The sequence below is a fragment of the Pseudomonas sp. TMP9 genome (assembly GCF_037943105.1).
GTDB lineage: Bacteria > Pseudomonadota > Gammaproteobacteria > Pseudomonadales > Pseudomonadaceae > Aquipseudomonas.
On the sequence record NZ_CP149803.1, the window covers coordinates 2,874,268 to 2,898,008 of the forward strand.

Sequence of the window (23,741 nt, forward strand, 5' to 3'; positions counted from 1 at the left end):
CCGAACACGCCTGATTGGCCAGCGATTCGGCGCGAAAGATCAGTGCCCTAAACCCTCAGCTATTTAGGCAAGCGGTAGTCGTCTGGCCCCATCAAATCCATGCCGCACTCGAGGTTCTCGATCCAGTACAAAAAGGCGTTGATCATTTCTGCGCCAACAAAGGGCCGACCGTGCTGCGGCACGATCATGGCTATATCCATGTCGCGGACCATCGCCGCCCACAGGCGGCAGATTTTGTTGCTGCCCATATAGCGGCGGTGAAAACCGAGCATGTTCGGCACGTGGTTGACGAAGTCCGTTACGGGGTGAGCATCGTCGACCAGCGAGGCACCCATGTCGCCAGAAAACAAAATTTTGCTGACTGGGTCATACAGTTGGAAGTTGCCCACCGAATGCAGAAAGTGTGCGGGCACCGCTTTCAGCGTGCACTTACCCAAGGCAAATGCCTGACCGCGATCGGGCAGCGCGATGATCCGGTCAAAGGTATTGATGCCATGGCTGAGGGCCAAATAGTTAGCCGTCAGGTGCGGCAAAAAACGCGCCCATAGCTTTGAGCAAATGACCTGCGCACGGGTGTGCAGCAGCCACTTATCCAGCGAGGCAATGATGTCCGGGTCTTGGTGCGAGGCGAAGATATAGGTCAGGTCCTGCACCGGAATGTACTTGGACAATTCCAGCGACAGCGGCGTGTAGGTTAGATCGCCGCCCGGATCGAGCAGCAGGTATTGCTCATTGTCGGTGATCAGAAATTGGTTGGACTGCACGCCCTCCCCGCTGACCAGGTCATCGAACATCATGCATTGATGCTCGCCGTTATCAAACAGCACTATGGGCTCGCGTCGCATGGCAGGCTCTCTCTCGAAAGCCGGCGAGCTTAAAGGCCCAAGGTGCGGGGCTCACTGATCTGGATCAAACCACGCCTGCATGGGTCGAGCTGAGCGTTACGTTTACCGGCGACGGATGGGCCTACAGGTGAATACCGAGGAGCGCCTGAGCTTTTTGTAGACGTTTACTGCGTGCAGTAGCCGCCATCGACAACAGGCCTTTATCACGTTGCCACAGCTGCGCCCAGTGGGCATCACCTGAAGCAAAGGCGCTGTCCAACTCGGCACTGCAACTCTCGAATTGGGCAAACAACCCGGCCAGCATCAGGTGGCTACCGGGTGCGCTTGGGCATTGCCGCGCCACTTCTGCGCAGCCGGCCAGCAGGCCGAGCAGGCGCAATTGCAACGCCTGCGGCCAGGCCGACTCTTGCCCCACGCCGAACAACCAAGCCGTAAGTGCGGCCAGCACGTGGATGTCTTCAAGGGTGCGGAAGGGTTTCACATAGGCATCCCAGCCATCACCGGGCAGGCGCTCGCATTGCGCGCCGTGCAAATGCAGACGGCCATGGCTGACATCAGGCATCAACGGCAGCGCAGGCAGCGTCTCGACACGCACACCCGGCGCGCCATTGCGCACCACACCCAGCGCCAGTTGCACCGGCGCCCCAACAGCCTCCTCGCGGGCGGCCACTAACAACCAGTCGGCCGCATCGGCGGCGGTGACGAAGTCCTTACGGCCATCGAGGCTCAACGCCTGCATGCGCATGTGCATGTCCGCCGGCCGGGTGCTGCGATTTTCGGTTACGCACAACGCGCCCAATGTCCACGGTGCAGAGGGCCAAAGTGCGCGCAGTGCGCCCTGATAACCGGCAAGAAAGGCCAGCCCAGGCGTCGCCGCCAAGCGCCCGCCAAGCAACGCCAACTGCAGCGGTGCAGGGTTGCCGATGCGCTCAAGCAGGCTGGCGTACCACGCCTCCAAACCAACAACCGGCAGACGCGCCTGCGGGCTCAATAACTGCTGCCAGGGCATGGATGACTCCTTTAGCGGGTTAATACATTCAGTGTCACACAAGCATCACTAAACCTTTATGGAAGTGACATCGGCGTTACCTAGCCTGAGCTTGCCCAACAAGATCGACCGACTGCAAGGCAAAAATCGGCTAACGGAGATGACGGCATGACCCAACTGGCAATCACCCGCGACCGCACAACTCCAGCACGTCGCCTGCACGCTGAGCGTTTACTGGGCGCGGCGGCCCTGCGTGAAGCTCAAACCTTACGCTTTCGTGTTTTTAGCGCCGAGTTCGATGCCAAGCTTAAGGGTGCCGAGTTCGGCTTGGACATGGATGACTACGATGTTCACTGCCAGCATATCGGTGTACGTGACCTCAATAGCGGTGAACTGGTGGCTACCACACGTCTGCTCGACCATCACGCAGCTAAAGGTATTGGGCGCTTTTACAGCGAAGAAGAATTCAGCCTGCACGGCCTGCCACACCTCGAAGGCCCCGTGCTGGAAATCGGCCGCACCTGTGTCGACGCGGCCTACCGCAATGGTGCGACTATCGCCGTACTCTGGGGCGAACTGGCCGAGGTGCTTAACGAAGGCGGCTACCGCTACCTAATGGGCTGCGCCAGCATCTCCATGCAGGACGGCGGTGTCCAGGCTCAGGTAATTATGCAGCGCCTGCGCGAACGCTATTTGTGCACCGAACACCTGCGCGCCGAGCCAAAAACGCCGCTGCCGACGCTGGATGTGCCGAGCAATGTGATCGCCGAAATGCCGCCGCTGCTCAAGGCCTATATGCGCTTGGGCGCCAAAATTTGTGGTGAGCCTTGCTGGGATCAGGACTTCCAAGTGGCTGACGTATTTATCCTGCTCAAGCGCGACGAGCTTTGCCCGCGCTACGCCAGGCATTTCAAAGCCGCCGTGTAGGGCAGGCGCACCTGTTACCAAGCAGCGCCGCTAAGCATATTGGGTTGCTCTTGTCGCCGGCACGCTGTAGACAGTGCCGGCGTTTTTGTCTTTGCATGCGGGAGCCACCGATGAAGAAGCTGCGTTTGTACATACGCCTGTTTCGCCTAATAGCCGTGATCAGCTTCGGCACGCTCCTGGCCGCCGGCATCACGTTGCTCGAACGGTGGGTACGGCATGACCTGATGCCAACCCGTCAGCGTCTGACTCGTTGGTTTCTCGCACGCCTAGCTGCCGCGCTGCCGTTTCGCCTGAGCGTGCAGGGGCAATTACCCCGTCAGTCGATGCTGTGGGTCAGCAACCATGTGTCATGGACCGATATTCCGCTACTCGGCATGCTCACCCCGCTGTCCTTTCTGTCCAAGGCGGAGGTGCGCACTTGGCCGGTGGCCGGCTGGTTGGCGCTCAAGGCCGGCACCCTGTTTATCCGCCGTGGTTCGGCCGACAGCAACCTGCTCAATCAACAACTCGGCCGGCACTTGCAGCAAGGGTGCAACGTGCTGATATTTCCCGAAGGTACCACCACTGACGGCCTTGGCCTGCGCACCTTCCACGGTCGCCTGCTAAGTAGCGCTATCGAGTGCGGCGTTGCGGTGCAACCGGTGGCTATCCGCTACCTGCGTAACGGCCAGCCGTGCAGCGTGGCGCCGTTTATTGGTGATGACGACATGCTCTCGCACCTGCTGCGCCTGCTCGGCAGTGACATCGGCGAGGTGCAAATTCAGTTGCTCACACCGATTGCCAGCACTGACTTAAATCGCAATGCGTTAGCGCGCGCAGCCCAGCAGTCAATCCGTGAGGCGCTGTTCGGCGCAGCTGACGCCGAGCAATCCGCTGGCCTTAACGGCAAGGCCGCCTAACAATCGGCCAAGCCGCGCTCGCGGGCGACAAAGCCCTGTAGCTCGGGGTAGAACTGGCGAAAGTCTTCCAGCAGTGGCTGATAAAGGCGCTCCAGCTCAGCTATACCGCCCGCCAATAAACCGGAGCGCGACAGGCGTCGATCAATTGCCTCGATCACCTGCGCCAACACAGCAAATTCGCGATAACTGCCTAGCCAATCTTGGGCAGCCATGCGTGGTGCGATAAATGCCAAGCGTTCAGGTAACCGCGGCTCGTTATTGACGACCTGATAAACCCGATCAGTAAAACTCGCCAAAGGGATAGCGGCATAGTCAGCCCAATTACACGCCAGGCAGTGATCAAAAAATACATCCAATAAAATCCCGGCATAACGCCGCCGTTCGCTGGGGAAGCGCGCCCGCGACTGAGCCTGCAGCGGGTGACTGTCAGTAAATACATCAATGCGCCGATGCAGGCGGATGGCCGCTTCGATATCCGCTGGCCACTGCCCAACCAGCGGCCCTTTGACGAAATCGCCATACAGGCTGCCCAGTAGTTGCGCCGGCGCGTCACCGCCAAGGTGTAAATGTGCGAGGTAGTTCATCACCACAGCTTACACATCAGCATGACCGATGATGACTATCGCCTCGAACAATCTGTATATCGCCAACGATCGATATAAGGTTCAGCCCTTGAAATGAGGCGGGCACGAGCAATCCAGGCCTTCCTCAGGCATACCGGCCAAACGCTTTAACGCGTTTGGCGCGCCCCAGACACCAAGGAGACTTATTGATGGCCACACTTTTTGACCCGATTAAAATCGGTGAACTTGAACTGAACAACCGCATCATCATGGCCCCGTTGACTCGCTGCCGTGCCGATGAAGGCCGTGTGCCCAACGCGATGATGGCTGAGTATTACGTGCAACGCGCCAGCGCCGGGCTGATCATCAGCGAAGCCACGGCCGTCACGCCAATGGGTGTCGGCTACCCGGACACCCCCGGCATTTGGTCGGCTGAACAGGTGCGTGGCTGGAGCACCATCACCCAAGCGGTGCATGCCGCCGGCAGCAAGATCGTCTTGCAACTCTGGCATGTGGGCCGTATTTCCGACCCGGTTTATTTGAATGGCCAACTGCCGGTGGCTCCGAGCGCCCTCCAGCCTGCCGGGCACGTCAGCTTGATCCGGCCGATGAAGGATTACGTGACCCCGCGCGCGCTGGAAACTGAAGAAATTGCTGACATCGTTGACGCCTATCGTCAGGGCGCGGAAAACGCCAAAGCAGCCGGCTTCGATGGTGTAGAAATCCACGGTGCCAACGGCTACTTGCTCGACCAATTCCTGCAAAGCAGCACCAACCAGCGCACTGACCGGTATGGCGGCAGCCTGGCAAACCGTGCACGCCTGCTGCTGGAAGTGACCGATGCCGCAATCGAGGTGTGGGGTGCTGGCCGCGTAGGCATGCATTTGGCGCCACGCGCTGACTCCCATGATATGGGCGACGCTGACCGCACTGAGACCTTTACCTACGTCGCCCGTGAGCTGGGTAAGCGCGGTATCGCCTTTATCTGCGCCCGCGAGAAAGAGGCTGACGACAGCCTGTCGCCAAGCCTGAAGCAAGCCTTTGGCGGCATGTTTATCGCCAACGAGCGTTTCACCAAGACCCAGGCCAATGAGTGGCTGCAAAGCGGTAAGGCCGATGCTGTGGCATTCGGCATTCCATTTATCGCCAACCCAGATCTGCCCGCCCGTTTGGCACAGGATGCCGAGCTGAATACGCCGCGGCCTGAAAGCTTCTACGGCAAAGGCCCGGTCGGTTACCTCGACTATCCAACGCTGCAAAGCTGAAGATTAAGCCGCAAACGCGCCGCGATTTATGGCAGACGGGATGAAAAAGCACCCACTTCCTGACCCTCTTCCACCGGTGGGAGAGGGGACTGATCGCATGCAGCTGGGCGCTAGTGACCCCCATCGCGCCACGAGGAAGTTATGCGAGGGCGCCTAGCTCAACGGGCGTCGAGTTGCTGCTGCAGATTTTGCACCTGCGCTTGCAGACCATTGATGTTGCGGGTCATCTGCGCGCGGAAGGCGTCGAACTCAGCGATGCTATTGGATGCCGAACGGGTTTCCAGGTCGCCTTTGAGTACCAGCAGGTCCTGCTCCAGACGAGAAATGGCCTGGTTTGGATTACCGAGCTTCTGCAGGGCGGCAATATCGCCACTCAAGCCAGTAATTTTCTCATCCAACTTAGCCTGACCGGCCTGAGCGCTTTTCAAGGAAGCCTGTTCAGTTTTTAGCGCGGTTTGCTCGGCGCTGAGCTTTTTAACACTGGCTTCAAGCTTTTCACCCCCTCCCGCCTGCCCCTTCAGCTGCACGGCCAACTGCTCCAAACGCTTGGCCTGCTCAGACTGCTTAGCCGTTGCGCCCTGCTGTTGCTTGCTCAGCTCAGCCAGTTTGCTTTCCAGCTGTTTGACTTGCAGCTTTAGCGCCTCGCTGCCAGTGGTCACCGACGACTCAGTGGCCACTACCTTGCCGGAAATATCCTGAATACGGCCTGCCGCTTCCTCGCTAATACGGGCGAAGCTTTCTTGCGTCGCAACCAACTGCTGCTCCATCAGGCTCACTTGCTGCACGCTCCACCAACCCAGACCGCCCAAGGCAATCATTAACGCCCCAACCAAAGCCCAGAGGGGTCCAGTGCTGGCTGTTTTAGCTGTTGCAGTGGCCGGAGGGCGGCCATAGCCGTTGCCACGCGCAGGCTCCGGATGATCAGGCGCAAAGTCATCATGATCGCGCTGTTCCGCACGCAGACTGGGGACGTGATCGAGTTCGTCGTTGGCATCGTTACGCATGATTCAACCTTCAAGAAAGCACAGGGTTCGCAAATTGCCGCGCAGTATAACGGTTCGCGCGCTGCGCTTCAGTGTTGCGCCAAGCGTGGGCAAAACGCACCGACGAAGGGCACGGCGCAGGCCGCGAAGCGCTCTAACCCGCACAATCGCGCGAATTGCGAGCTGGTACGCACTTTGCTAACAGATCTGTGCGGCAGGCCCACTGTGGCCGCCGTAAACACGGCGCGTTCAGATAAAACTATGCCGGGCTGTTGGGGATGAATGACACCCTGTCCACTTGTACTCGCGGGGAACACCATGGAACTGAACAGAGAAGTGTTGGATTGCATGATGAGCCTGCGCCGCCGACTGCGTGAGGAACTAGCGATCGACATCCGCTTAAGCCAGCCGGATGCGGTCACTTGCATGCTCAGCGCCTGCCTCAACTCAAGCAATGAGCAAACACGGCAACTGGGGCAATTGCTGGCCCAGTGCAGTGACCGCCCCTTCGCTCAGGCCGGTGCAGTACCGCGCATGCAAGCTGGGCATCCGCTGCTGGTGGAAGACCCCGCACCGCGGCCAGCCAGCGAGTCGGTACGGATGTATCGTGGCCAGCGCGTCTATGCCTGATCAATGCGGATGCTGCGCCTGCCACCAGGCGCAAAATTCATCCAGCGCAGTCCACAGGCTGGTTTTGGGCTGGTAGTCCAGATACTGCTGGGCGCGGCTAATGTCCAAGGAAAAATCTTTGGCCATTACCGCTACACCCAAGCGAAATAGCGTGGGTTCTGGCCGACCCGGCAACAGCTTGCACACACCTTCATTTAACGCAGCGGCTGCATAGGCCAGCCCATAGGGCATGTGGCGGGTCACGGGCGGCAGGTCAAGTTTACGCATCACGTAATTGATCACATCCCACAGCGGCACAGGTTCGCCATTGCTGATGTTGTAGACCTGACCAAGCGCCGGTCCTGTTGCCAAGAGGCCACTCATCAACGCTTGGTTGAGGTTGTGCACACTGGTGAAGTCGACCTTATTCAGGCCATTGCCGATAATCGACAAACGACCTTTGCGCTGCATATTGATCAAACGTGGAAAGATGCTGGTGTCGCCCGCGCCAGTGACGAACCGTGGACGCAGCGCCAGCACTTCTAGGCCGAACTCTTCGGCGGCAAACACCTGCTGCTCGGCTAGAAACTTGGTTTTGCCGTAGTGATCGGAAAAGCGCTTGGGCAACTGCTCTTCACGCAAGCCCACATGCGCCTGGCCATCGAAGTACACCGAGGGTGAAGACAGGTGCACCAGCCGCCGTACCTTCTGTTTAAGGCAGGCATCCACCACGTTTTCGGTGACACTGACGTTGGCCTGATAAAAGTGCTCATAACGGCCCCATACCCCGACGGCACCCGCGCAATGCACCACAGCCTCGACATCACGGCACAACTGCTGCGCAAGCTGCGGATCGGCTAAGTCACCCTGAATAAACTCCGCACCACGCGCCACCAGATGCTCAACACCTTCAGCGCGCCGCCCGTTGACCCTAACGCTCAAGCCCTGCTCCAAAGCAAAGCTGGCAAAACGCCCACCAATAAAACCGCTCGCGCCGGTTACCAGAATTTTCATTACTGCCCCTCTGCCTTAATCCCAAGCCACTCTAGCAGCCTGCACTGAACGCCGCCGTGGCACTGCAGGCCACAACAGCGACTGTGCACGCCCAGTGATAAGCCGACGGTAAACGCGCACAGCAGCTAAGCTGTGCCTTCACACTCATTGACTAAAGGAGCCGCGGATGGCCACTCATTGGATGATCTACGGCGCCAACGGCTACACCGGCCACCTGCTGGCCGCTGAGGCTAAGCGTCAAGGCTTGACGCCTATTCTGGCCGGGCGTAACCCGGCAGCGGTGCATGCCCTCGGCAGCTTGCTTGGCCTGGAGTGCCGGATATTCGATATCCACCAACCACAGCGTGCGATGGAAGCTTTGGCGGATGTTGCCGTGGTTGCCCATTGCGCCGGGCCATTCTCGGCCACCAGTGCCCCGATGATTGATGCCTGCCTGGCCAGCAACACCCATTACGTCGACATCACTGGCGAGATCAGCGTGTTTGAAGCCGCTCACCAGCGTGATCAACAGGCGCGCGAAAAGGGCGTGGTGGTATGCCCTGGCGTCGGCTTTGATGTGATCCCCAGCGATTGCCTCGCCGCTTGTCTGCATCAGGCGCTGCCCGACGCCACCCATTTAGCGTTGGGCTTTGACACCGGCAGTGGATTATCCCCAGGCACCGCAAAAACCTCAGTAGAAGGCCTCAAATTTGGCGGCAAAGTACGCCGCGCCGGAATCATCACCGATGTACCGCTGGGCTATAAACGTCGCACCATCAACTTTGGACGTGGCGAAAAAACAGCCGTCACCATTCCTTGGGGCGATGTGTCGACGGCCTACCACTCAACCGGCATTGATAATATTGAGGTGTACCTGCCAACGCCGACGGTGGCTGCGATTGTCATGCGCCTGATCGACCCGCTGCGCGCCCTGCTGGGTTTAGAGGCGGTGCAAAACTGGCTAAAACGCCTGGTCGAAAAGCGTGTCACCGGCCCCAATGAAACCACTCGAGCCCGCCAGCGCACCTGGCTGTGGGGCGAGGCGCGCAATGCCGCAGGCGTGGTTAAAACGGCTCGACTTGAAACCGCCAACGGCTACGACGTGACCGTCCATGGGACTTTGTTGGCCGTGCAGCACCTCCTGAACTACAGCGGCCCTGGCGGATATTTCACCCCCAGCAAACTGTTCGGTGTGCGCTGTGTGGAAAAACTGCCGGGTTCAACCACTATTTCCATCAAGTAGACCGCGTCACCCCGCTGGGACTGACAAGCCCTGTGTGCTCTATTTCAACGCAGGCATGCCTGGCGATGCTCCAGGCTGGCGCCGATCAAAAGTCACCACGCCAGCCCATCTCTGTCCTGACAGTCAGCACACCCTAGTGCTGCCTGTCACATAGCTGCTCGCTCGATTTAATTTACAAATCGTCAATTAACTCGCACGCTTCTTGCTGAATGCTTAACATCAGCCGAACCGTAACCCCTCTCTCCGCGGAGACACCAGACATGCCGTTACGCCTCAAGCTTGCCCTGAGCTATTTGTTTATTGGAATCGTTCCTGTACTGGCAATGGCTGTCACGGTCTACTTCCATGCCAGCCAAGCTCTGCAGGAACAAACACTAAACGCCCTTGAGGCCGTTGCAAATATCAAACAAAGACAGCTGCTGGATAATTTGCAAGGACGCCGTGACCAACTCAGCACCCTGGCTAACAATCTGGGGACGAGCTACAGCGGCCTGAACGAAGTAGCCCTCATCAGTGCGGCCAACTATGACCAGCCGATCTTCAAAAACTTTATCCAGACCTACAACTACCGAGACCTCAAGCTGATTTCACCAGAGGGCAAGGTTATCTTCAGCGTTCTGCGCGGCGATGACTATCAGCAGGACTTGCGCCAAGGTAACTGGCGGGATCAGCCGATGGGTCGCATGGCCAGCGCCGGCTTGGACACCAGAAAGAGCGCCATCAGCGACCTGACAATTAACCCGCAAACCGGTGAACCCAGTCAGTTTCTATTAAGCCCTGTGATCAGCGAAGATGAGCTGATTGCGCTTTTAATGCTTGAGCTCCCTATAGCGTCACTCAACAGGGTAATGCACACCCGCCAAGGTCTGGGAGAAGCAGGGGAAACCTATCTGGTGGGCGCCGACAACCTGCTGCGCTCCGACTCCGTTCGGTTTGCCCAGCATCAGGTTCTGCGCACCGCTAAGCAAGCAAGTGCCCTGTCAGGCGAAGCTGTTACCCTCGCCCTGCAGAATAAGCAAGGACGCCTGGCTGAAGCTGGACTCGACAATCAGCCCGCGCTGAAGGCCTTTGTGCCACTTGAGTTCGATGGTCAGCAATGGGCGCTGATAGCCGAAATGGATCAGGCACAGGCACTCGCCCCGGTACGTGAACTCATGTGGCAAGTGCTGCTCCTCGGTGTGCTGACCGTGGCGGGCATCGTGTTCGCTACCTGGCTGGTCAGTCGCAGCGTAATGCGCCCATTGGGCGGCGAGCCCAGCGCTATGGCGGCCTTAGCCGAGCGTTTGACGGCAGGCGAACTGCAACTGCCGGCACACGTGAACTCGGCTAACGGCCTGATGTTGGCACTGCATGGCATGGCCAATGCGTGGCGCGTGGTCATCGAACAACTTCGCCAAGCCAGCAGTGCTGTCGAACAGGCCAGCGGCGATATTCTCGACGCCGCCGGGCAAACCAGCAGCCGCCTCGATCAGCAGCAGGAAGCCCTAGAAATGGTGGTCAGCGCGGTCGATGAGATGGCCGCCACGGTGCAGAAAATCGCTACCAACGCCAGCCAGAGCGCCGACAGCAGCGAGAACGCACGCGGTGCCTTCAGCACGATGCAGACTACCTTGCAGCGCATGATTGGCCGCCAGGACCAATTGCTTGAAGACTTGCGCGAGGCAGACCAGGTGGTGCAGACGCTCGCCGGCAACAGCCAGCAGATCGCCTCGGTGCTTGTGGTAATTCAGGGGATTGCCGAGCAGACCAACTTGCTCGCGCTGAACGCCGCCATCGAGGCCGCAAGGGCTGGCGAACAAGGCCGCGGCTTCGCGGTGGTCGCCGATGAGGTGCGCAGCCTGTCCATGCGTACGCGCACCGCCACCGAGGAAATCGTGCAGATCATCGGCACCCTCGGCGACTCTTCTAACCAGGCATTGGCGAGCATGCAAGGCTCTACCGATCAGGCCCGCGCATTGGAAGATGAAACCCAGGCGGTGCTCGGTTCCCTCAGCCACCTCGACGAATCGCTGCAGACCCTGCATGGCTTGGCCTTCCAGATCGCCGCGGCTGCCGAGCAACAGGCGTCTACCACTCAGGAGGTCAACCAGCATATGCACCAGCTCAACGCCATGACCGCTGACAACCGTCAGAACGCCGCGCATACCCGAGAATGTGGTGAGCACCTGCAACGTGTCGCTGACAGCCAGCAACAACTCTTAGCGCACTTCCGGCTGTAAACCTTTATCGCGCTGCGGCCACCAACCAAGTGGCCGCATGATGATGTACGTGCTGGGTCAGTGCACATAGTAGTTCGCCACCATTGCGCCAGTAATGCCAATACAACGGAACATCCAACGGCCGCTCAGGTAGCAGCTCGCACAACCGCCCCGCCGCCAACTCCGCCTTCACCTGTAACTCAGGCATCAAGCCCCACCCCAAACCCGCCTCGGCTAAACGCACAAACCCTTCGGACGATGGACACAGGTGATAGGCAAACCCGCCCTCCGCCGCCAGCCCCGACAAGTAGCGATGCTGCAATAAATCATCCGGACCAAAGACAATGGCCGGCGCTTGGGCCAGCCCAGCCGCCGTAACTCCCCTGGGAAAATATCGTGCAATAAACGCCGGACTGGCCAAGGCGCGATAACGCATGCTGCCCAACAACAATGCCCGTGCACCGGCCACTGGACGCTCGCTGGCACAGACACAGGCGGCCACTTCACCGGCACGCATGCGTTTAAGGCCGACATCCTGATCCTCAACCACCAGCTCCAGCAGCAAGCCCTGCGCCGTACAAAAATCACCCACGGCCTGCGCCCACCAGGTGGCCAGGCTGTCGGCATTCAAGGCGATACGCAGGCGTTCAGGCGGACCGCCCTCATCCAGCCCCGGCACCTGCGCTTGGATATCACGCTCCAGCAAACGCACCTGCTGCACGTGGTTGAGTAAGCGTCGGCCGATTTCCGTCGGTACGGGCGGTAGGGCGCGCACCAAAACCGGCTGACCGACACGTGCTTCCAGCAGTTTGATCCGTTGCGACACCGCAGACTGCGACAAACCTAGCACCTGCGCCGCACGCTCGAAGCCTGCCTGCTCCACAACTGCGGCCAAGGCCGCCAATAATTTGTAGTCGAGCAAATCAGTTTTCCTAATGAGGGATCAGCACTATTGGTTTCTCTTATACAGCCTAGCGCCACAAAATCGCCACATTCTCTCCAGCAATCAGGAGCACCCACATGGCCGGCGAAACGTCACTGACCACCTTAATACGCAGCATGACCCCGACCCTGAACGAGGGTGCCTATGTATTTTGTAGCCTGACCGACGCGACCCAACTGCAAGGCGTACAGCCGCTGGGTAGCTTTCAGGAGCGCGAAGGTTTGACCGTGATCCTGCCGCATCATCAGGCCGAGCACCTGCAACTCGAAATCGACTATGTAGCCGCCTGGCTGACCCTGGAAGTGCACTCGGCGCTGGCGGCCGTGGGCCTTACGGCCGCGGTGGCAGGTGCGCTGGCGAATGCGGGGATAAGTTGCAATGTGATCGCCGGCTATTACCACGACCACCTGTTTGTCGCCCACACCGATGGTCCGTGCGCACTGGCGGTACTGCAGCAACTGGCCGATGGCGCGGAGTAATCAGCATGTGGCAAAGCTATAGCAACGGCTCACTCATCGCCGCTGGACTGATCATCGCCCTCGGCGCGCAAAACGCCTTCGTCTTGGCGCAAAGCCTGCGCCGTGAGCATCACCTGCCGGTGGCCATGCTCTGCGTGATCTGCGATGCCTTACTGGTTACCGCTGGCGTGTTCGGCCTGGCCGCCGTATTGGCGCAGAGCCCATTTTTGCTAGGGGTGGCGCGCTGGGGCGGCGCGGCTTTTTTACTCTGGTACGGTGCTCAGGCACTGCTGCGCGCCAGCCGTCCGCAGGCGCTAAATCAACTCAGCGAGAGCGGCCCGCGTTCACGCCGTGCGGTGCTGCTGGCCGCCTTGGCCGTGACCCTGCTCAACCCGCACGTGTACCTCGACACCGTGCTGCTAATCGGCTCACTCGGCGCCCAGCAAAAGGTCCCGGGCGCTTACGCCTTGGGGGCCGCCAGTGCTTCATTAATATGGTTTTCCGCTCTGGCGCTGGGTGCGGCTTGGCTTGCGCCTTGGTTGGCACGTCCGAGCACCTGGCGCTTTATCGATCTAGGGGTGGCGCTGATGATGTTTAGCATTGCTTGGCAGTTAGTCAGCAACCCCGCAATGCTCTAAAACAGCGCCACGGCGAGAGCAAAGCCGCTCACGAGAGCGGTTCTCCACACAGTTGCCGCGTGTTTAAGGCGCAGTGCCGGTGCTATGATTCAGCGCTTGCGGCGAATAGAGATAACTCACGCCGCTTAGACAGCCGCCCGTGATCGGCTTCGCGCACACCGCACCAAACCTGATTAGGAGATAAACCATGGCTTTCGAATTACCGCCGCTGCCTTACGCTCATGACGCCCTGCAGCCGCATATTTCCAAGGAAACCTTGGAATTTCACCACGACAAGCACCACAACACCTATGTCGTGAACCTGAACAACCTGGTCCCTGGTACCGAGTTCGAAGGTAAAACCCTGGAAGAGATCGTCAAGACCTCCAGCGGTGGTATCTTCAACAACGCCGCCCAAGTCTGGAACCACACCTTCTATTGGAACTGCCTGGCACCTAATGCCGGCGGCCAACCAACTGGCGCGGTGGCTGATGCAATTAATGCAGCCTTCGGTTCCTTCGATAAGTTCAAGGAAGAATTCAGCAAAGTCACCATCGGCACCTTCGGTTCCGGCTGGGGCTGGCTGGTGAAGAAAGCTGACGGCTCTCTGGCTCTGGCCAGCACCATCGGTGCCGGCTGCCCGCTGACCAGTGGCGACACCCCGCTACTGACCTGCGACGTCTGGGAACACGCCTACTACATCGACTACCGCAACGTGCGTCCGAAGTATGTTGAGGCGTTCTGGAACCTGGTTAACTGGGATTTCGTAGCGAAAAACTACGCCGCCTGAGTACACTGCGTAACCCACAACAAACCCGGCCTTGTGCCGGGTTTGTTGCTATAGGTCTTTTGCATACCTAAACACCGCAGATGCGATCCGCTAAAGGTGCTGGGCAACTAAGCTTGAGTGCGTATTTACTTGCAGGTGACCTGCCCGCAGTGCAACCAAACCTGCCGCTTGATAACTGCCCAACGGTACTCAAGCCCGCCATACCTTGCGCCGATAAGTGTTAGTTGAGCGTTACGCTAAGCCCCATCTGCACCAGTACGGTGCTTAAAAATTGTTCGATAAAACTTTAATAATGGCCCTTTGACTGCAAGCGCAACTTTGCCAATACTCAGTACGTCTGACGCTAACGGCTTCGAACAAGGAACCGCCTCTTGAAGCTGGAACTCAAAAACAGCTTGTCGCTTAAATTACTCCGTGTAGTGCTGCTTTCAGCGCTCATCGTTGGGGTCGTCCTAAGTTGTGCGCAGATTGTCTTCGACGTGTACAAAACACGTCAGGCCGTCGCTAACGATGCGCACCGTATCCTCGGGATGTTCCGCGACCCATCGACCCAGGCGGTTTATAGCCTTGACCGGGAAATGGGCATGCAGGTCATTGAAGGCCTGTTCCAACATGAGTCGGTGCGCGTGGCCTCAATCGGCCACCCCAATGAGCCGATGCTGGCGCAGAAGAGCCGCGAGCAGATCAATATTCCGACCCGCTGGTTAACCGATCCAATCCTCGGCAAAGAGCAGAGTTTTACCACCCAACTGGTTGGTCGTGGCCCTTACAGCGAGTACTACGGCGACCTCAGCATCACCCTCGACACCGCGCAATACGGTGAGAGCTTTATCACTAACTCAGTGATCATCTTTATCTCCGGTGTACTGCGCGCCTTGGCCATGAGCTTGGTGCTGTATCTGGTCTACCACCTGCTATTGACCAAACCGTTATCGAAGATCATTGAGCACCTGACCAACATCAACCCGGATCGGCCCAGCGAACACAAGCTGCCGATGCTTAAGGGTAACGAGAAAAACGAGCTGGGCCTTTGGATCAATACGGCCAATCAGTTGCTCTCCTCCATTGAGCGCAACACTAACTTGCGCCGCGAGGCCGAGAGCAGCCTGCTGCGCATGGCCCAGTATGACTTTCTTACTGGTTTGCCAAACCGCCAGCAACTGCAACAGCAACTCGACAAAATTCTTGAAGACGCTGGCCGGCTAAATCGTCGCGTGGCGGTGTTGTGCGTCGGCCTAGACGACTTCAAAGGCATTAACGAGCAATTCAGCTACCAAACAGGCGACCAGCTGTTACTGGCTTTGTCCGACCGGCTGCGCAGCCACAGCGGCCGGCTTGGTGCGTTAGCCCGGCTAGGGGGCGACCAGTTCGTGCTGGTCCAAGCGGATATCGAGCAGCCTTATGAAGCGGCTGAACTGGCGCAAAGCGTGCTCGATGACCTCGACAATTCATTTGTGCTCGACCAGCAACACGTGCGTCTGCGCGCCACAATCGGCATCACTCTGTTCCCGGAAGATGGCGACAGCACGGAGAAGCTGCTGCAGAAAGCTGAACAAACCATGACCCTGGCCAAGAGTCGCTCGCGTAACCGTTATCAGTTCTACATCGCCAGTATCGACAGTGAGATGCGTCGCCGCCGTGAGCTGGAAAAAGACCTGCGCGATGCCTTAGCACTGAACCAGCTGCACTTGGTTTATCAACCGCAGGTGGATTACCGCGACCACAGCGTGGTGGGCGTCGAAGCGTTGCTGCGTTGGCAGCACCCGCAACATGGTTTAGTGCCGCCAGACCTGTTTATCCCGCTGGCTGAACAGAACGGCACCATCATTGCGATTGGTGAATGGATCCTTGATCAAACCTGCCGCCAGCTGCGCGAATGGCATGACCAAGGCTTTACCGAGCTGCGCATGGCAGTCAACTTATCCACTGTGCAGCTGCACCACGTCGAGCTGCCACGGGTGGTTAACAACCTGATGCAGGTCTACCGCCTGCCGCTGCGTAGCCTGGAACTGGAAGTCACCGAAACCGGCCTGATGGAAGACATCAACACCGCCGCACAACACTTGCTGAGCCTGCGCCGCTCTGGTGCGCTGATCGCCATTGATGACTTTGGCACTGGCTACTCCTCGCTGAGTTACCTAAAGAGCCTGCCGCTGGACAAGATCAAAATCGACAAGAGCTTTGTTCAGGATTTACTGGAAGACGAAGACGACGCCACCATCGTGCGCGCCATCATCCAGTTGGGTAAAAGCCTCGGTATGCAGGTGATCGCTGAAGGGGTGGAAACGGTTGAGCAAGAGGCTTACATCATTGCGCAAGGCTGCAACGAAGGTCAGGGTTACCTGTACAGCAAACCCTTGCCAGCCCGCGAACTGACTGCCTACCTCAAGCAGGCCAGACGCTTGAACACCAGCGCTAACCCCGCAACACTTTAACGCCATATGTAAAATAATAAACCCGCCAGTTGGCGGGTTTATTATTGCAGGGGTTATTCGGTTAGAAGTGAGTGACGCCCAGCAACCAAGCGGTAGCCAGCGCACCGGTCACACACAACAACACACCGCCCGCCGCCTGCCAATAAAACTGGCGTACCAATTCATCCTCGCCGGCGCAGGAAAGGATAAACGGCTGCGCCTCACGTGGTTTGGCCAGATGATGCTGCTCAGCTTGAGTGCTCTGCAGGCGATGGCGATCTTCAGCCTCCAGGCTGGCAGCGAGTTGCACGCGTTGCCATTCGCGCTCATCTAACTGGCCATTGCCGTCACTATCAAAGCGCTGCAGTAACCCGCCAAAATCGGCCTTCCATTCTCGAATCACAGTGCCTTGCGCTGCCGATAAATCAAAACCCTGACGCCCGCCACCGCTGCTGCGAAAGTCGCCGATGGCATACAGCGGCTGGTCGACATGCAAGCGCTCCTCGGTGTAGCGATAGCGTTGGTCATTGCTGAACAGCGCGCGCCAGCCAGTTTTTGCCGCGCCGAGGGGGTGGCGCAAGCTGCCTTTCCAGACCACGCGGGTCAGCGGCCGCACGTGCGCGCCGCGCGGATCAATCAGGCAACTGCCCGTGCTGTCGTGCAGAAGCAACAGCGCTTCGCTGCTGGCACTTTCCAACGTCCGCCAACTGCGTTTTTTACCGTTGGAGGTGTATTCCTCGATCTTGTAACGCCACCACAGGCAAGGCGTGTGAGTCAGCGGGCCGAGTAGCTGTGGGTCGGCGCTGTCACGTAGCACACCGTAGAATTCGACATAGCCTTGGGCCGCTGATCGAATTTTCGAGGTGGGCGTATCGAGCAGATGCCGAGCTTGAGAGAAACGCTGTAAAAACCACCAAGCCCCGCCCGCGCTCATCGCCGCGCTGCAGGCTAAAGCGATCACCTGTCCCTGAATATCCACGACCTAACCAAACAGTGACTTGAGGTTTACATCGGCTTTTTCGCCTTCGCTAAATTGCAACAGCACCGCTTCTTTGAAGGCAAAGGCACGGGCAATCAGCACATCGGGGAACTGCTCAATGCGCACGTTATTAAGGTTAACCGCCTCGTTGTAGAGCTCGCGGCGGTCGGCGATGCCGTTTTCCAGGCCGCTGATACGCTGCTGCAGGTGCTGGAAGCTTTCATTGGCTTTCAGTTCCGGGTAGTTCTCCGCCAACGCAAACAACTGACCAAGACCGGCGCGCAAACCTGTTTCAGCCTTGCCGAGGGCATTCATATCACCTTTAGCTTGGGCGCTAGAAACCGCTTGGCGCGCGGCAATCACCGCCTCTAACGTGCTGCGCTCGTGCTGCATGTATTGCTTGCAGGTTTCCACCAGCTTGGGCAGTTCTTCATGGCGCTGCTTAAGCATCACATCAATATTCGACCAGGCTTTGCTGACGCCATGCTTCAAGCGCACCAGCGCGTTGTAGAGCATCACAGCGTAAGCCGCGAGCAGGATCAACAGCACAATAATCACAACACTGGTAAGGCTCATGGGCAACTCCTGAACGGATCTTAAAGACGGTTTTGGCGCATTTTAGCCCTATCAATGCGGCCTGGCGCAGACTTTACCCACAGCGTTCAGTGAAAAACCGCAACCAGCCTTTGCGCAAAATGATAATATTTCGCATTATGTTTTAGCTTATGCGCCCGTCTGTTCGGACACTTCACTTTGACTTGCACAGGATTTCACCATGCTTCGTATGCCCCTAGCCTCGGCCAGCCTGCTTGCCCTCGCCATTTCTCTCGCCGGCTGTGGTGACGATACAGCGTCCGCCCGCCAGGCCGCCGCACCAGCTGCCAACAGCGCAGCGGCCACCAGCCAGATTGATCAACGCGCGGGTAACGCGGTGGTCAGCCACTACGCAGAACTGGCACTGGCCGTATTCAGCGATGCCGCCAGCACCGGTAAAACCTTGCAAGCAGCGGTTGATGCCCTGCTCGCCAACCCGAATACCGACACCTTAAACGCGGCTCGCGCTGCCTGGTTGGCGGCGCGCGTGCCGTACATGCAAAGTGAAGTGTTCCGCTTTGGCAATGCCGTCGTCGACGACTGGGAAGGCCAGATGAACGCGTGGCCATTGGATGAAGGCCTGATTGATTACGTTGCCCAAGACTACCAATATGCCCTGGGCAACCCGGGCGCCAGCGCCAACATCATCGCCAATACTGAAATCCAAGTCGGCGAAGATAAACTCGACGCCAGCACCATCACCCCAGAACTGCTCGCCAGCCTGAATGAACTGGGTGGCTCCGAAGCTAACGTCGCCACCGGCTACCACGCCATCGAGTTTCTGCTTTGGGGCCAAGACCTCAACGGCAGCAACCCAGGTGCCGGCGAGCGCCCGGCCAGCGACTTTGTGGTCGGTGAGGGCGCAACCGGTGGCAATAATGAGCGCCGCGGTGCCTTCCTCAAAGCGGCGACTGACCTGCTGGTTAGCGACCTGGATGCGATGGTCGTGCAATGGCAGCCAGGTAACGCGAGCAACTACCGCGCCCAGCTTGAAGCTGAGTCAGCCGAAAACGGCTTGCGCAAAATGCTCTTTGGTATGGGTAGCCTGTCCCTTGGTGAGCTGGCCGGCGAGCGCATGAAGGTCGCGCTGGAAGCCAACTCCACCGAAGACGAGCACGACTGCTTCAGCGACAACACCCACAACTCGCACTTCTACAACGCCAAAGGCATCCGTAACGTCTACTTGGGCGAATACAAAAAAGTTGATGGCAGCACCCTGACCGGCCCAAGCCTGTCGTCGATGGTGGCCACGCTGGACGCAGCTGCCGACAGCACGTTGCAAGCCGACCTCGCGGCCACTGAAGCTAAACTGCAGGCACTGGTCGACAGCGCCAATAATGGTCAGCACTTCGACCAACTGATCGCCGCCGACAACAGCGATGGCCAGCAGATCGTCCGTGATGCAATCGCCGCACTGGTTACACAGACCAGCGCCATCGAGCAGGCCGCCGGTAAGCTGGGCATCGGTGATCTCAATCCAGACACCGCTGACCACAGCTTCTGATCAAAACGCTGACTCGCTGCGCGTCAGCGATGCCCGCTCAAAAGCCGCACCCCTGCAAAGAGGCGCGGCTTTTTAATAGCTGCGGCTTTTAGTCACCATTGATAATGCAAATCCGTCTTATTTAAACAGTGACGGGCTGTTAATGTTTAGTCACTGTTTTCTGCTGCGGATGTTCATGCATGTTTGCGCCGTGTCGCCTCGCATTATTACTGGCCCTTGGACTGTCGCTAACGGCCTGCGACCAAACTCCACGCTTCACCCAAGCGGAACCCGGCGAAGCCTTGTCTGCCGGCAGCGCTACCGTGCGCAAAACTGACCAGAATGCCTTCTCTCTGCCGTCGGCTAACCTGGCACCCTCAAGACGCTTAGATTTCAGCGTCGGTAACAGCTTCTTCCGTAACCCTTGGGTCAGCGCGCCGGCCACCACCACCGCGCGCGATGGCCTTGGCCCGCTGTTCAATACCAACGCCTGCCAGAACTGCCACATTAAAGACGGTCGCGGCCACCCGCCTGCCGCGGATGCGCTCAGTTCAGTGTCGATGCTGGTGCGCCTGTCGATCCCAGCTGGCAGCGAGCATGCGGCCATTATTCAACGCCTCGGCGTACTGGCCGAACCCACCTACGGCGGCCAATTGCAGGACACAGCCAACCCCGGCATTACTCCAGAAGCCAAGGTGCGCGTCAGCTACAGCAGCGAGCATGTAAGGTTTGCTGACGGCCTGCAGGTAGAGCTGCGCAAGCCTACGCTGCAGATCAGCCAACTCGGCTACGGCGCCCTGCACCCCGACACGCTGTTTTCGGCCCGAATCGCCCCGCCGATGATCGGCCTTGGCTTACTGGAAGCGATTCCTGAGGCGGCCATCCTGGCCAATGCCGACCCCGAGGATAGCAACGGCGATGGTATTTCCGGGCGCGCCAACCAGGTCTGGGACCACGCAGAGCAGCGTACCGTGCTCGGCCGCTTTGGTTGGAAGGCCGGGCAACCAAACCTCAATCAACAAAATGCGGATGCTTTTGCCAACGACATGGGCCTGACCAGCACGTTGATCAGCCATGACAATTGCAGCGAAACGCAAACAGACTGCCGCAATGCCGCGAATGGCGGTGCACCGGAAGTCAGCGATAACATTCTCGCCAACGTGCTGTTTTACACCCGTAACCTCGGCGTACCGGCGCGCCGCGATGCTGATACGCCGTCGGTGTTAGCCGGTAAAAACCTGTTCTATCAGGCCGGCTGTCAGGGCTGCCACACCGCGAAATTCACCACAGCCCCGGACGCGGCTGAGCCCGAGCTGGCCAACCAAGTGATCCGCTCCTACACCGACCTGCTGCTGCATGACATGGGCCCAGGCTTGGCCGATAACCGCCCAGAGTTCCTCGCCACGGGTAACGAATGGCGCACCCCACCGCTGTGGGGCATCGGCTTGACCGAAACAGTTAATGGTCACACCCAGTTTTTGCATGACGGCCGCGCCCGCACTCTGCTGGAGGCCATTGCCTGGCACGGCGGTGAAGCCGAAGCCGCCAAACAACAGGTACTGACATTTAACGCTGATGAGCGCGACGCGCTGTTGGCCTTCCTGAACTCGCTGTAAGGAGTCACCGATGAACCGCTCCCCCCTAGGCTTAGCTTTACTCAGCCTGACACTCACCGCCTGCAGCCCAGCGGACCCGCAGCAACAGGTCAGCCGCGCGCTGACCGATGGCGTGGTGCTGCCGATTTACAGTGCGTGGCATGAGGCCGACCGCCAACTGGCGAGCAGTGGCCAAGCCTTCTGCACCAACCAGCAAAGCCTTGCCCAAGCGCGCCAAGCCTTTGCCAGCGCGCAGAGCGCTTGGGCCGCTGTACAACCGGTGTTGCTCGGCCCATTGGCGGAAGGTAACCGCGCCTGGCAGGTGCAATTTTGGCCTGACAAAAAGAACCTGGTCGCGCGTCAGGTTGAAGCGCTGGTCAGCAAGAAACCTACCTTAACCCCGGCTGACTTGGATACATCCAGCGTCGTGGTGCAAGGCCTTACTGCCTATGAATACCTGCTGTTTGATTCGGCGATTGACCTAAACAACGCCGAGCAAAAAGCCCGCTACTGCCCGCTGCTCGTGGCCATTGGCCAACACCAGCAAACCCTCGCGGCCGATGTACTTGCTAGCTGGCAGAGTGAAGACGGCATGGCGGCGCAGCTAAAGGACTTCCCCAATGCGCGCTTCGCAGAAGCCCCGGAAGCGGTGGCGGAATTGCTGCGCACCCACGTCAGTGCCATTGATGGACTGAAAAAGAAACTCGGCACGCCCATGGGCCGGCAAAGTAATGGTCAGCCGCAGCCTTATCAAGCCGAAGCATGGCGCAGCAACGCCAGCCTGACTAACCTCGCGGCCAGCTTAGCCAGCGCTGAACGGATGTGGCTGGGCGCCGAACAAGACGGTATCCAAGCGCTACTGGGCAGTGATCAAGACGCGCTAAAACAACGTATCAACGTCGCCTACAGCGACACCCGTCAGCGCCTAGCGGCTGCCCAGCGCCCACTCGCTGAACTGCTCGGTGACGAAGCCGGCCGCGCCGAACTCAGCGCTCTGTATGACAGTTTGAGCACTCTGCATCGCTTGCATGAAGCCGAACTGGCGAAAACCTTGGGCATTCAATTGGGCTTCAACGCCCATGACGGCGACTGAACCATGCAGATCAACCGCCGCGCCTTTCTCGGCCTCAGTGCAGCCGCCGTGGCCGCCACGGCAGTGGCCGCCACGTCACTCACTGCGACAGCATTGATCGGCAACACGCTGGCCGGTTGGACGCTTATTAATGGGGGCGCACAGCCGCTGCTGCTGTCGGCGCGGAATAACAGCGCCGGTAAGCATTTCGCGGTCGGCTATCGGCTGGACGGCAGCCAAGCATTCGCCACGCCAGTTGGCGAACGCTGCCACGATGTGATCGCCCATCCGTTTTTGCCCATGGCACTGTTTGTTGGGCGCCGGCCAAGTACCGAGAGCTACTTGATCGACACCCGTGACGGCCGCCTGCTGCAAACCTTACGCTCAGCCCAGCAGCGCCATTTTTACGGCCATGCGGTGTTTCACAAAGACGGCGAATGGCTGTACGCCACCGAAAACGACACCTCTGAACCCGGTCGCGGTGTGCTCGGCGTCTACCGCCTGCAAGGAGAACAACTCCTGCGCAGCAGCGAATTGTCGACCCACGGCATTGGTCCGCATCAGCTGCTCTGGCTGCCAGACGGTGAAACCCTGGCGGTGGCCAACGGCGGCATCCGCACCGAGGCCGACAGCCGCGTTGAGATGAACCTAAGCAGTATGGAGTCGAGCCTGGTGCTGCTGCGCCGCGATGGCAGCCTGGTGAGTAAAGAACAACTGCCCGAGCAGATGAACAGCGTGCGCCATATGGCCGTGGCCAGCGATGGCACCGTTGTCACCGGCCAGCAATATATGGGCGAGTTCAGCGATAACGTACCGCTGCTTGCGATTAAACGCCCCGGCCATGCCTTTCAGCACTTCCCAGTGGCCGAAGCGCAGCGCCAGCTGATGAGCCAATACACCGCCAGCGTGGCGATCCATAGCGAACTGCGCCTGCTCGCCCTGACTGCACCGCGCGGCAACCGCGTATTTATCTGGGATTTAGACAGCACCGAACTGCGCCTCGATGCGCACGTGGCCGACTGCGCCGGCGTGGGTGCGGTCAGTGACGGCTTTGTCGTCAGCAGCGGCGTGGGCCGTTGCCGCCTGTATAACTGCCGCCCTGCACGCATTGTCAGCCACCCCCTGCAACTGCCCGCAGGGTTATGGGACAACCATTTGCGCGTAGCCTAGCCGGTAGGCGTGAACTTACCCCCCACCTGCACGCCTGAAACACAATACACAACATGTTAAAGAACGCCGTCGCAGAGCCGATCTATACTTTTGCGTGATCGCTTATCACGCCC

22 protein-coding genes are annotated in these 23,741 nt (G+C 58.9%); 14 read left to right on the plus strand and 8 right to left on the minus strand.

The window, feature by feature from the left end; genetic code table 11:
- Positions 1 to 59: 59 nt before the first annotated feature.
- Positions 60 to 845, minus strand: a complete 786-nt coding sequence (locus WF513_RS13685; protein ID WP_339079940.1) for an MBL fold metallo-hydrolase — start codon at positions 843 to 845, stop codon at positions 60 to 62.
- A 121-nt stretch (positions 846 to 966) separates the two neighbouring features.
- Positions 967 to 1,854, minus strand: coding sequence for an acyl-CoA dehydrogenase (locus WF513_RS13690; RefSeq protein WP_339079941.1), 888 nt, complete (start codon positions 1,852 to 1,854; stop codon positions 967 to 969).
- Positions 1,855 to 2,001: 147 nt separating this feature from the next.
- Here WF513_RS13690 and olsB point away from each other — a divergent pair, with 147 nt between their 5' ends.
- Together olsB and WF513_RS13700 are read left to right on the plus strand one after the other, a co-directional pair.
- Positions 2,002 to 2,760, plus strand: coding sequence for an L-ornithine N(alpha)-acyltransferase (gene olsB, locus WF513_RS13695; protein WP_339079942.1), 759 nt, complete (start codon positions 2,002 to 2,004; stop codon positions 2,758 to 2,760).
- Positions 2,761 to 2,870: 110 nt separating this feature from the next.
- Positions 2,871 to 3,659, plus strand: a complete 789-nt coding sequence (locus WF513_RS13700; protein ID WP_339079943.1) for a lysophospholipid acyltransferase family protein — start codon at positions 2,871 to 2,873, stop codon at positions 3,657 to 3,659.
- Here WF513_RS13700 and WF513_RS13705 read toward each other — a convergent pair.
- Complete coding sequence (locus WF513_RS13705; protein ID WP_339079944.1) at positions 3,656 to 4,243, minus strand: ACP phosphodiesterase; 588 nt, start codon at positions 4,241 to 4,243, stop codon at positions 3,656 to 3,658. The genes WF513_RS13700 and WF513_RS13705 overlap by 4 nt on opposite strands.
- Before the next feature lie 188 nt (positions 4,244 to 4,431).
- Here WF513_RS13705 and WF513_RS13710 point away from each other — a divergent pair, with 188 nt between their 5' ends.
- Positions 4,432 to 5,487 (plus strand): alkene reductase, encoded by a 1,056-nt coding sequence (locus tag WF513_RS13710; RefSeq protein ID WP_339079945.1) that lies wholly within the window; start codon positions 4,432 to 4,434, stop codon positions 5,485 to 5,487.
- Between the two features lie 158 nt (positions 5,488 to 5,645).
- Here WF513_RS13710 and WF513_RS13715 read toward each other — a convergent pair whose 3' ends face one another.
- Positions 5,646 to 6,491 carry an ATPase gene (locus tag WF513_RS13715; RefSeq protein WP_339079946.1) on the minus strand — a complete coding sequence of 282 codons (846 nt, stop codon included), beginning with the start codon at positions 6,489 to 6,491 and terminating at the stop codon, positions 5,646 to 5,648.
- A 297-nt stretch (positions 6,492 to 6,788) separates the two neighbouring features.
- Between WF513_RS13715 and WF513_RS13720 the strand changes: the two genes are divergently transcribed.
- On the plus strand, positions 6,789 to 7,100 hold the full coding sequence (locus WF513_RS13720; protein WP_339079947.1) for a hypothetical protein: 312 nt from the start codon (positions 6,789 to 6,791) through the stop codon (positions 7,098 to 7,100).
- Here the strand turns inward: WF513_RS13720 and WF513_RS13725 are convergent, their stop codons facing one another.
- Complete coding sequence (locus WF513_RS13725) at positions 7,101 to 8,093, minus strand: NAD(P)-dependent oxidoreductase (protein WP_339079948.1); 993 nt, start codon at positions 8,091 to 8,093, stop codon at positions 7,101 to 7,103. It abuts the gene before it with no gap.
- Positions 8,094 to 8,259: 166 nt separating this feature from the next.
- Here WF513_RS13725 and WF513_RS13730 point away from each other — a divergent pair, with 166 nt between their 5' ends.
- Together WF513_RS13730 and WF513_RS13735 are read left to right on the plus strand one after the other, a co-directional pair.
- Entirely contained in the window at positions 8,260 to 9,315 is a 1,056-nt protein-coding gene (locus tag WF513_RS13730; protein ID WP_339079949.1) for a saccharopine dehydrogenase NADP-binding domain-containing protein, read from the plus strand.
- Between the two features lie 260 nt (positions 9,316 to 9,575).
- On the plus strand, positions 9,576 to 11,534 hold the full coding sequence (locus tag WF513_RS13735) for a methyl-accepting chemotaxis protein (protein ID WP_339079950.1): 1,959 nt from the start codon (positions 9,576 to 9,578) through the stop codon (positions 11,532 to 11,534).
- A 4-nt stretch (positions 11,535 to 11,538) separates the two neighbouring features.
- Here WF513_RS13735 and WF513_RS13740 read toward each other — a convergent pair whose 3' ends face one another.
- A complete protein-coding gene (locus tag WF513_RS13740; protein WP_339079951.1) occupies positions 11,539 to 12,435 on the minus strand; it encodes a LysR family transcriptional regulator ArgP in 897 nt (298 codons plus the stop codon).
- A 98-nt stretch (positions 12,436 to 12,533) separates the two neighbouring features.
- Here WF513_RS13740 and WF513_RS13745 point away from each other — a divergent pair, with 98 nt between their 5' ends.
- From WF513_RS13745 to WF513_RS13760, 4 genes are all read left to right on the plus strand, one after another.
- Positions 12,534 to 12,935, plus strand: coding sequence for an ACT domain-containing protein (locus WF513_RS13745; RefSeq protein WP_339079952.1), 402 nt, complete (start codon positions 12,534 to 12,536; stop codon positions 12,933 to 12,935).
- 5 nt (positions 12,936 to 12,940) lie between these two features.
- Complete coding sequence (locus tag WF513_RS13750; RefSeq protein ID WP_339079953.1) at positions 12,941 to 13,552, plus strand: LysE/ArgO family amino acid transporter; 612 nt, start codon at positions 12,941 to 12,943, stop codon at positions 13,550 to 13,552.
- A 187-nt stretch (positions 13,553 to 13,739) separates the two neighbouring features.
- Complete coding sequence (locus WF513_RS13755; protein ID WP_339079954.1) at positions 13,740 to 14,321, plus strand: Fe-Mn family superoxide dismutase; 582 nt, start codon at positions 13,740 to 13,742, stop codon at positions 14,319 to 14,321.
- 371 nt (positions 14,322 to 14,692) lie between these two features.
- Positions 14,693 to 16,756, plus strand: a complete 2,064-nt coding sequence (locus WF513_RS13760) for an EAL domain-containing protein (RefSeq protein WP_339079955.1) — start codon at positions 14,693 to 14,695, stop codon at positions 16,754 to 16,756.
- A gap of 61 nt (positions 16,757 to 16,817) precedes the next feature.
- Here the strand turns inward: WF513_RS13760 and WF513_RS13765 are convergent, their stop codons facing one another.
- A complete protein-coding gene (locus WF513_RS13765; RefSeq protein WP_339083586.1) occupies positions 16,818 to 17,669 on the minus strand; it encodes a GIDE domain-containing protein in 852 nt (283 codons plus the stop codon).
- A gap of 48 nt (positions 17,670 to 17,717) precedes the next feature.
- The gene (locus WF513_RS13770) at positions 17,718 to 18,290 is read right to left on the minus strand and encodes a LemA family protein (RefSeq protein WP_339079956.1); all 573 of its coding nucleotides are present in this window, start codon (positions 18,288 to 18,290) and stop codon (positions 17,718 to 17,720) included.
- Positions 18,291 to 18,489: 199 nt separating this feature from the next.
- Between WF513_RS13770 and WF513_RS13775 the strand changes: the two genes are divergently transcribed.
- From WF513_RS13775 to WF513_RS13790, 4 genes are all read left to right on the plus strand, one after another.
- Complete coding sequence (locus WF513_RS13775) at positions 18,490 to 19,812, plus strand: imelysin family protein (RefSeq protein ID WP_339079957.1); 1,323 nt, start codon at positions 18,490 to 18,492, stop codon at positions 19,810 to 19,812.
- A gap of 179 nt (positions 19,813 to 19,991) precedes the next feature.
- Positions 19,992 to 21,407 (plus strand): di-heme oxidoredictase family protein, encoded by a 1,416-nt coding sequence (locus tag WF513_RS13780; protein WP_339079958.1) that lies wholly within the window; start codon positions 19,992 to 19,994, stop codon positions 21,405 to 21,407.
- Positions 21,408 to 21,417: 10 nt separating this feature from the next.
- Positions 21,418 to 22,479, plus strand: coding sequence for an imelysin family protein (locus WF513_RS13785; RefSeq protein WP_339079959.1), 1,062 nt, complete (start codon positions 21,418 to 21,420; stop codon positions 22,477 to 22,479).
- Between the two features lie 9 nt (positions 22,480 to 22,488).
- Positions 22,489 to 23,628 (plus strand): DUF1513 domain-containing protein, encoded by a 1,140-nt coding sequence (locus tag WF513_RS13790; protein WP_339083588.1) that lies wholly within the window; start codon positions 22,489 to 22,491, stop codon positions 23,626 to 23,628.
- Positions 23,629 to 23,741 lie beyond the last annotated feature (113 nt).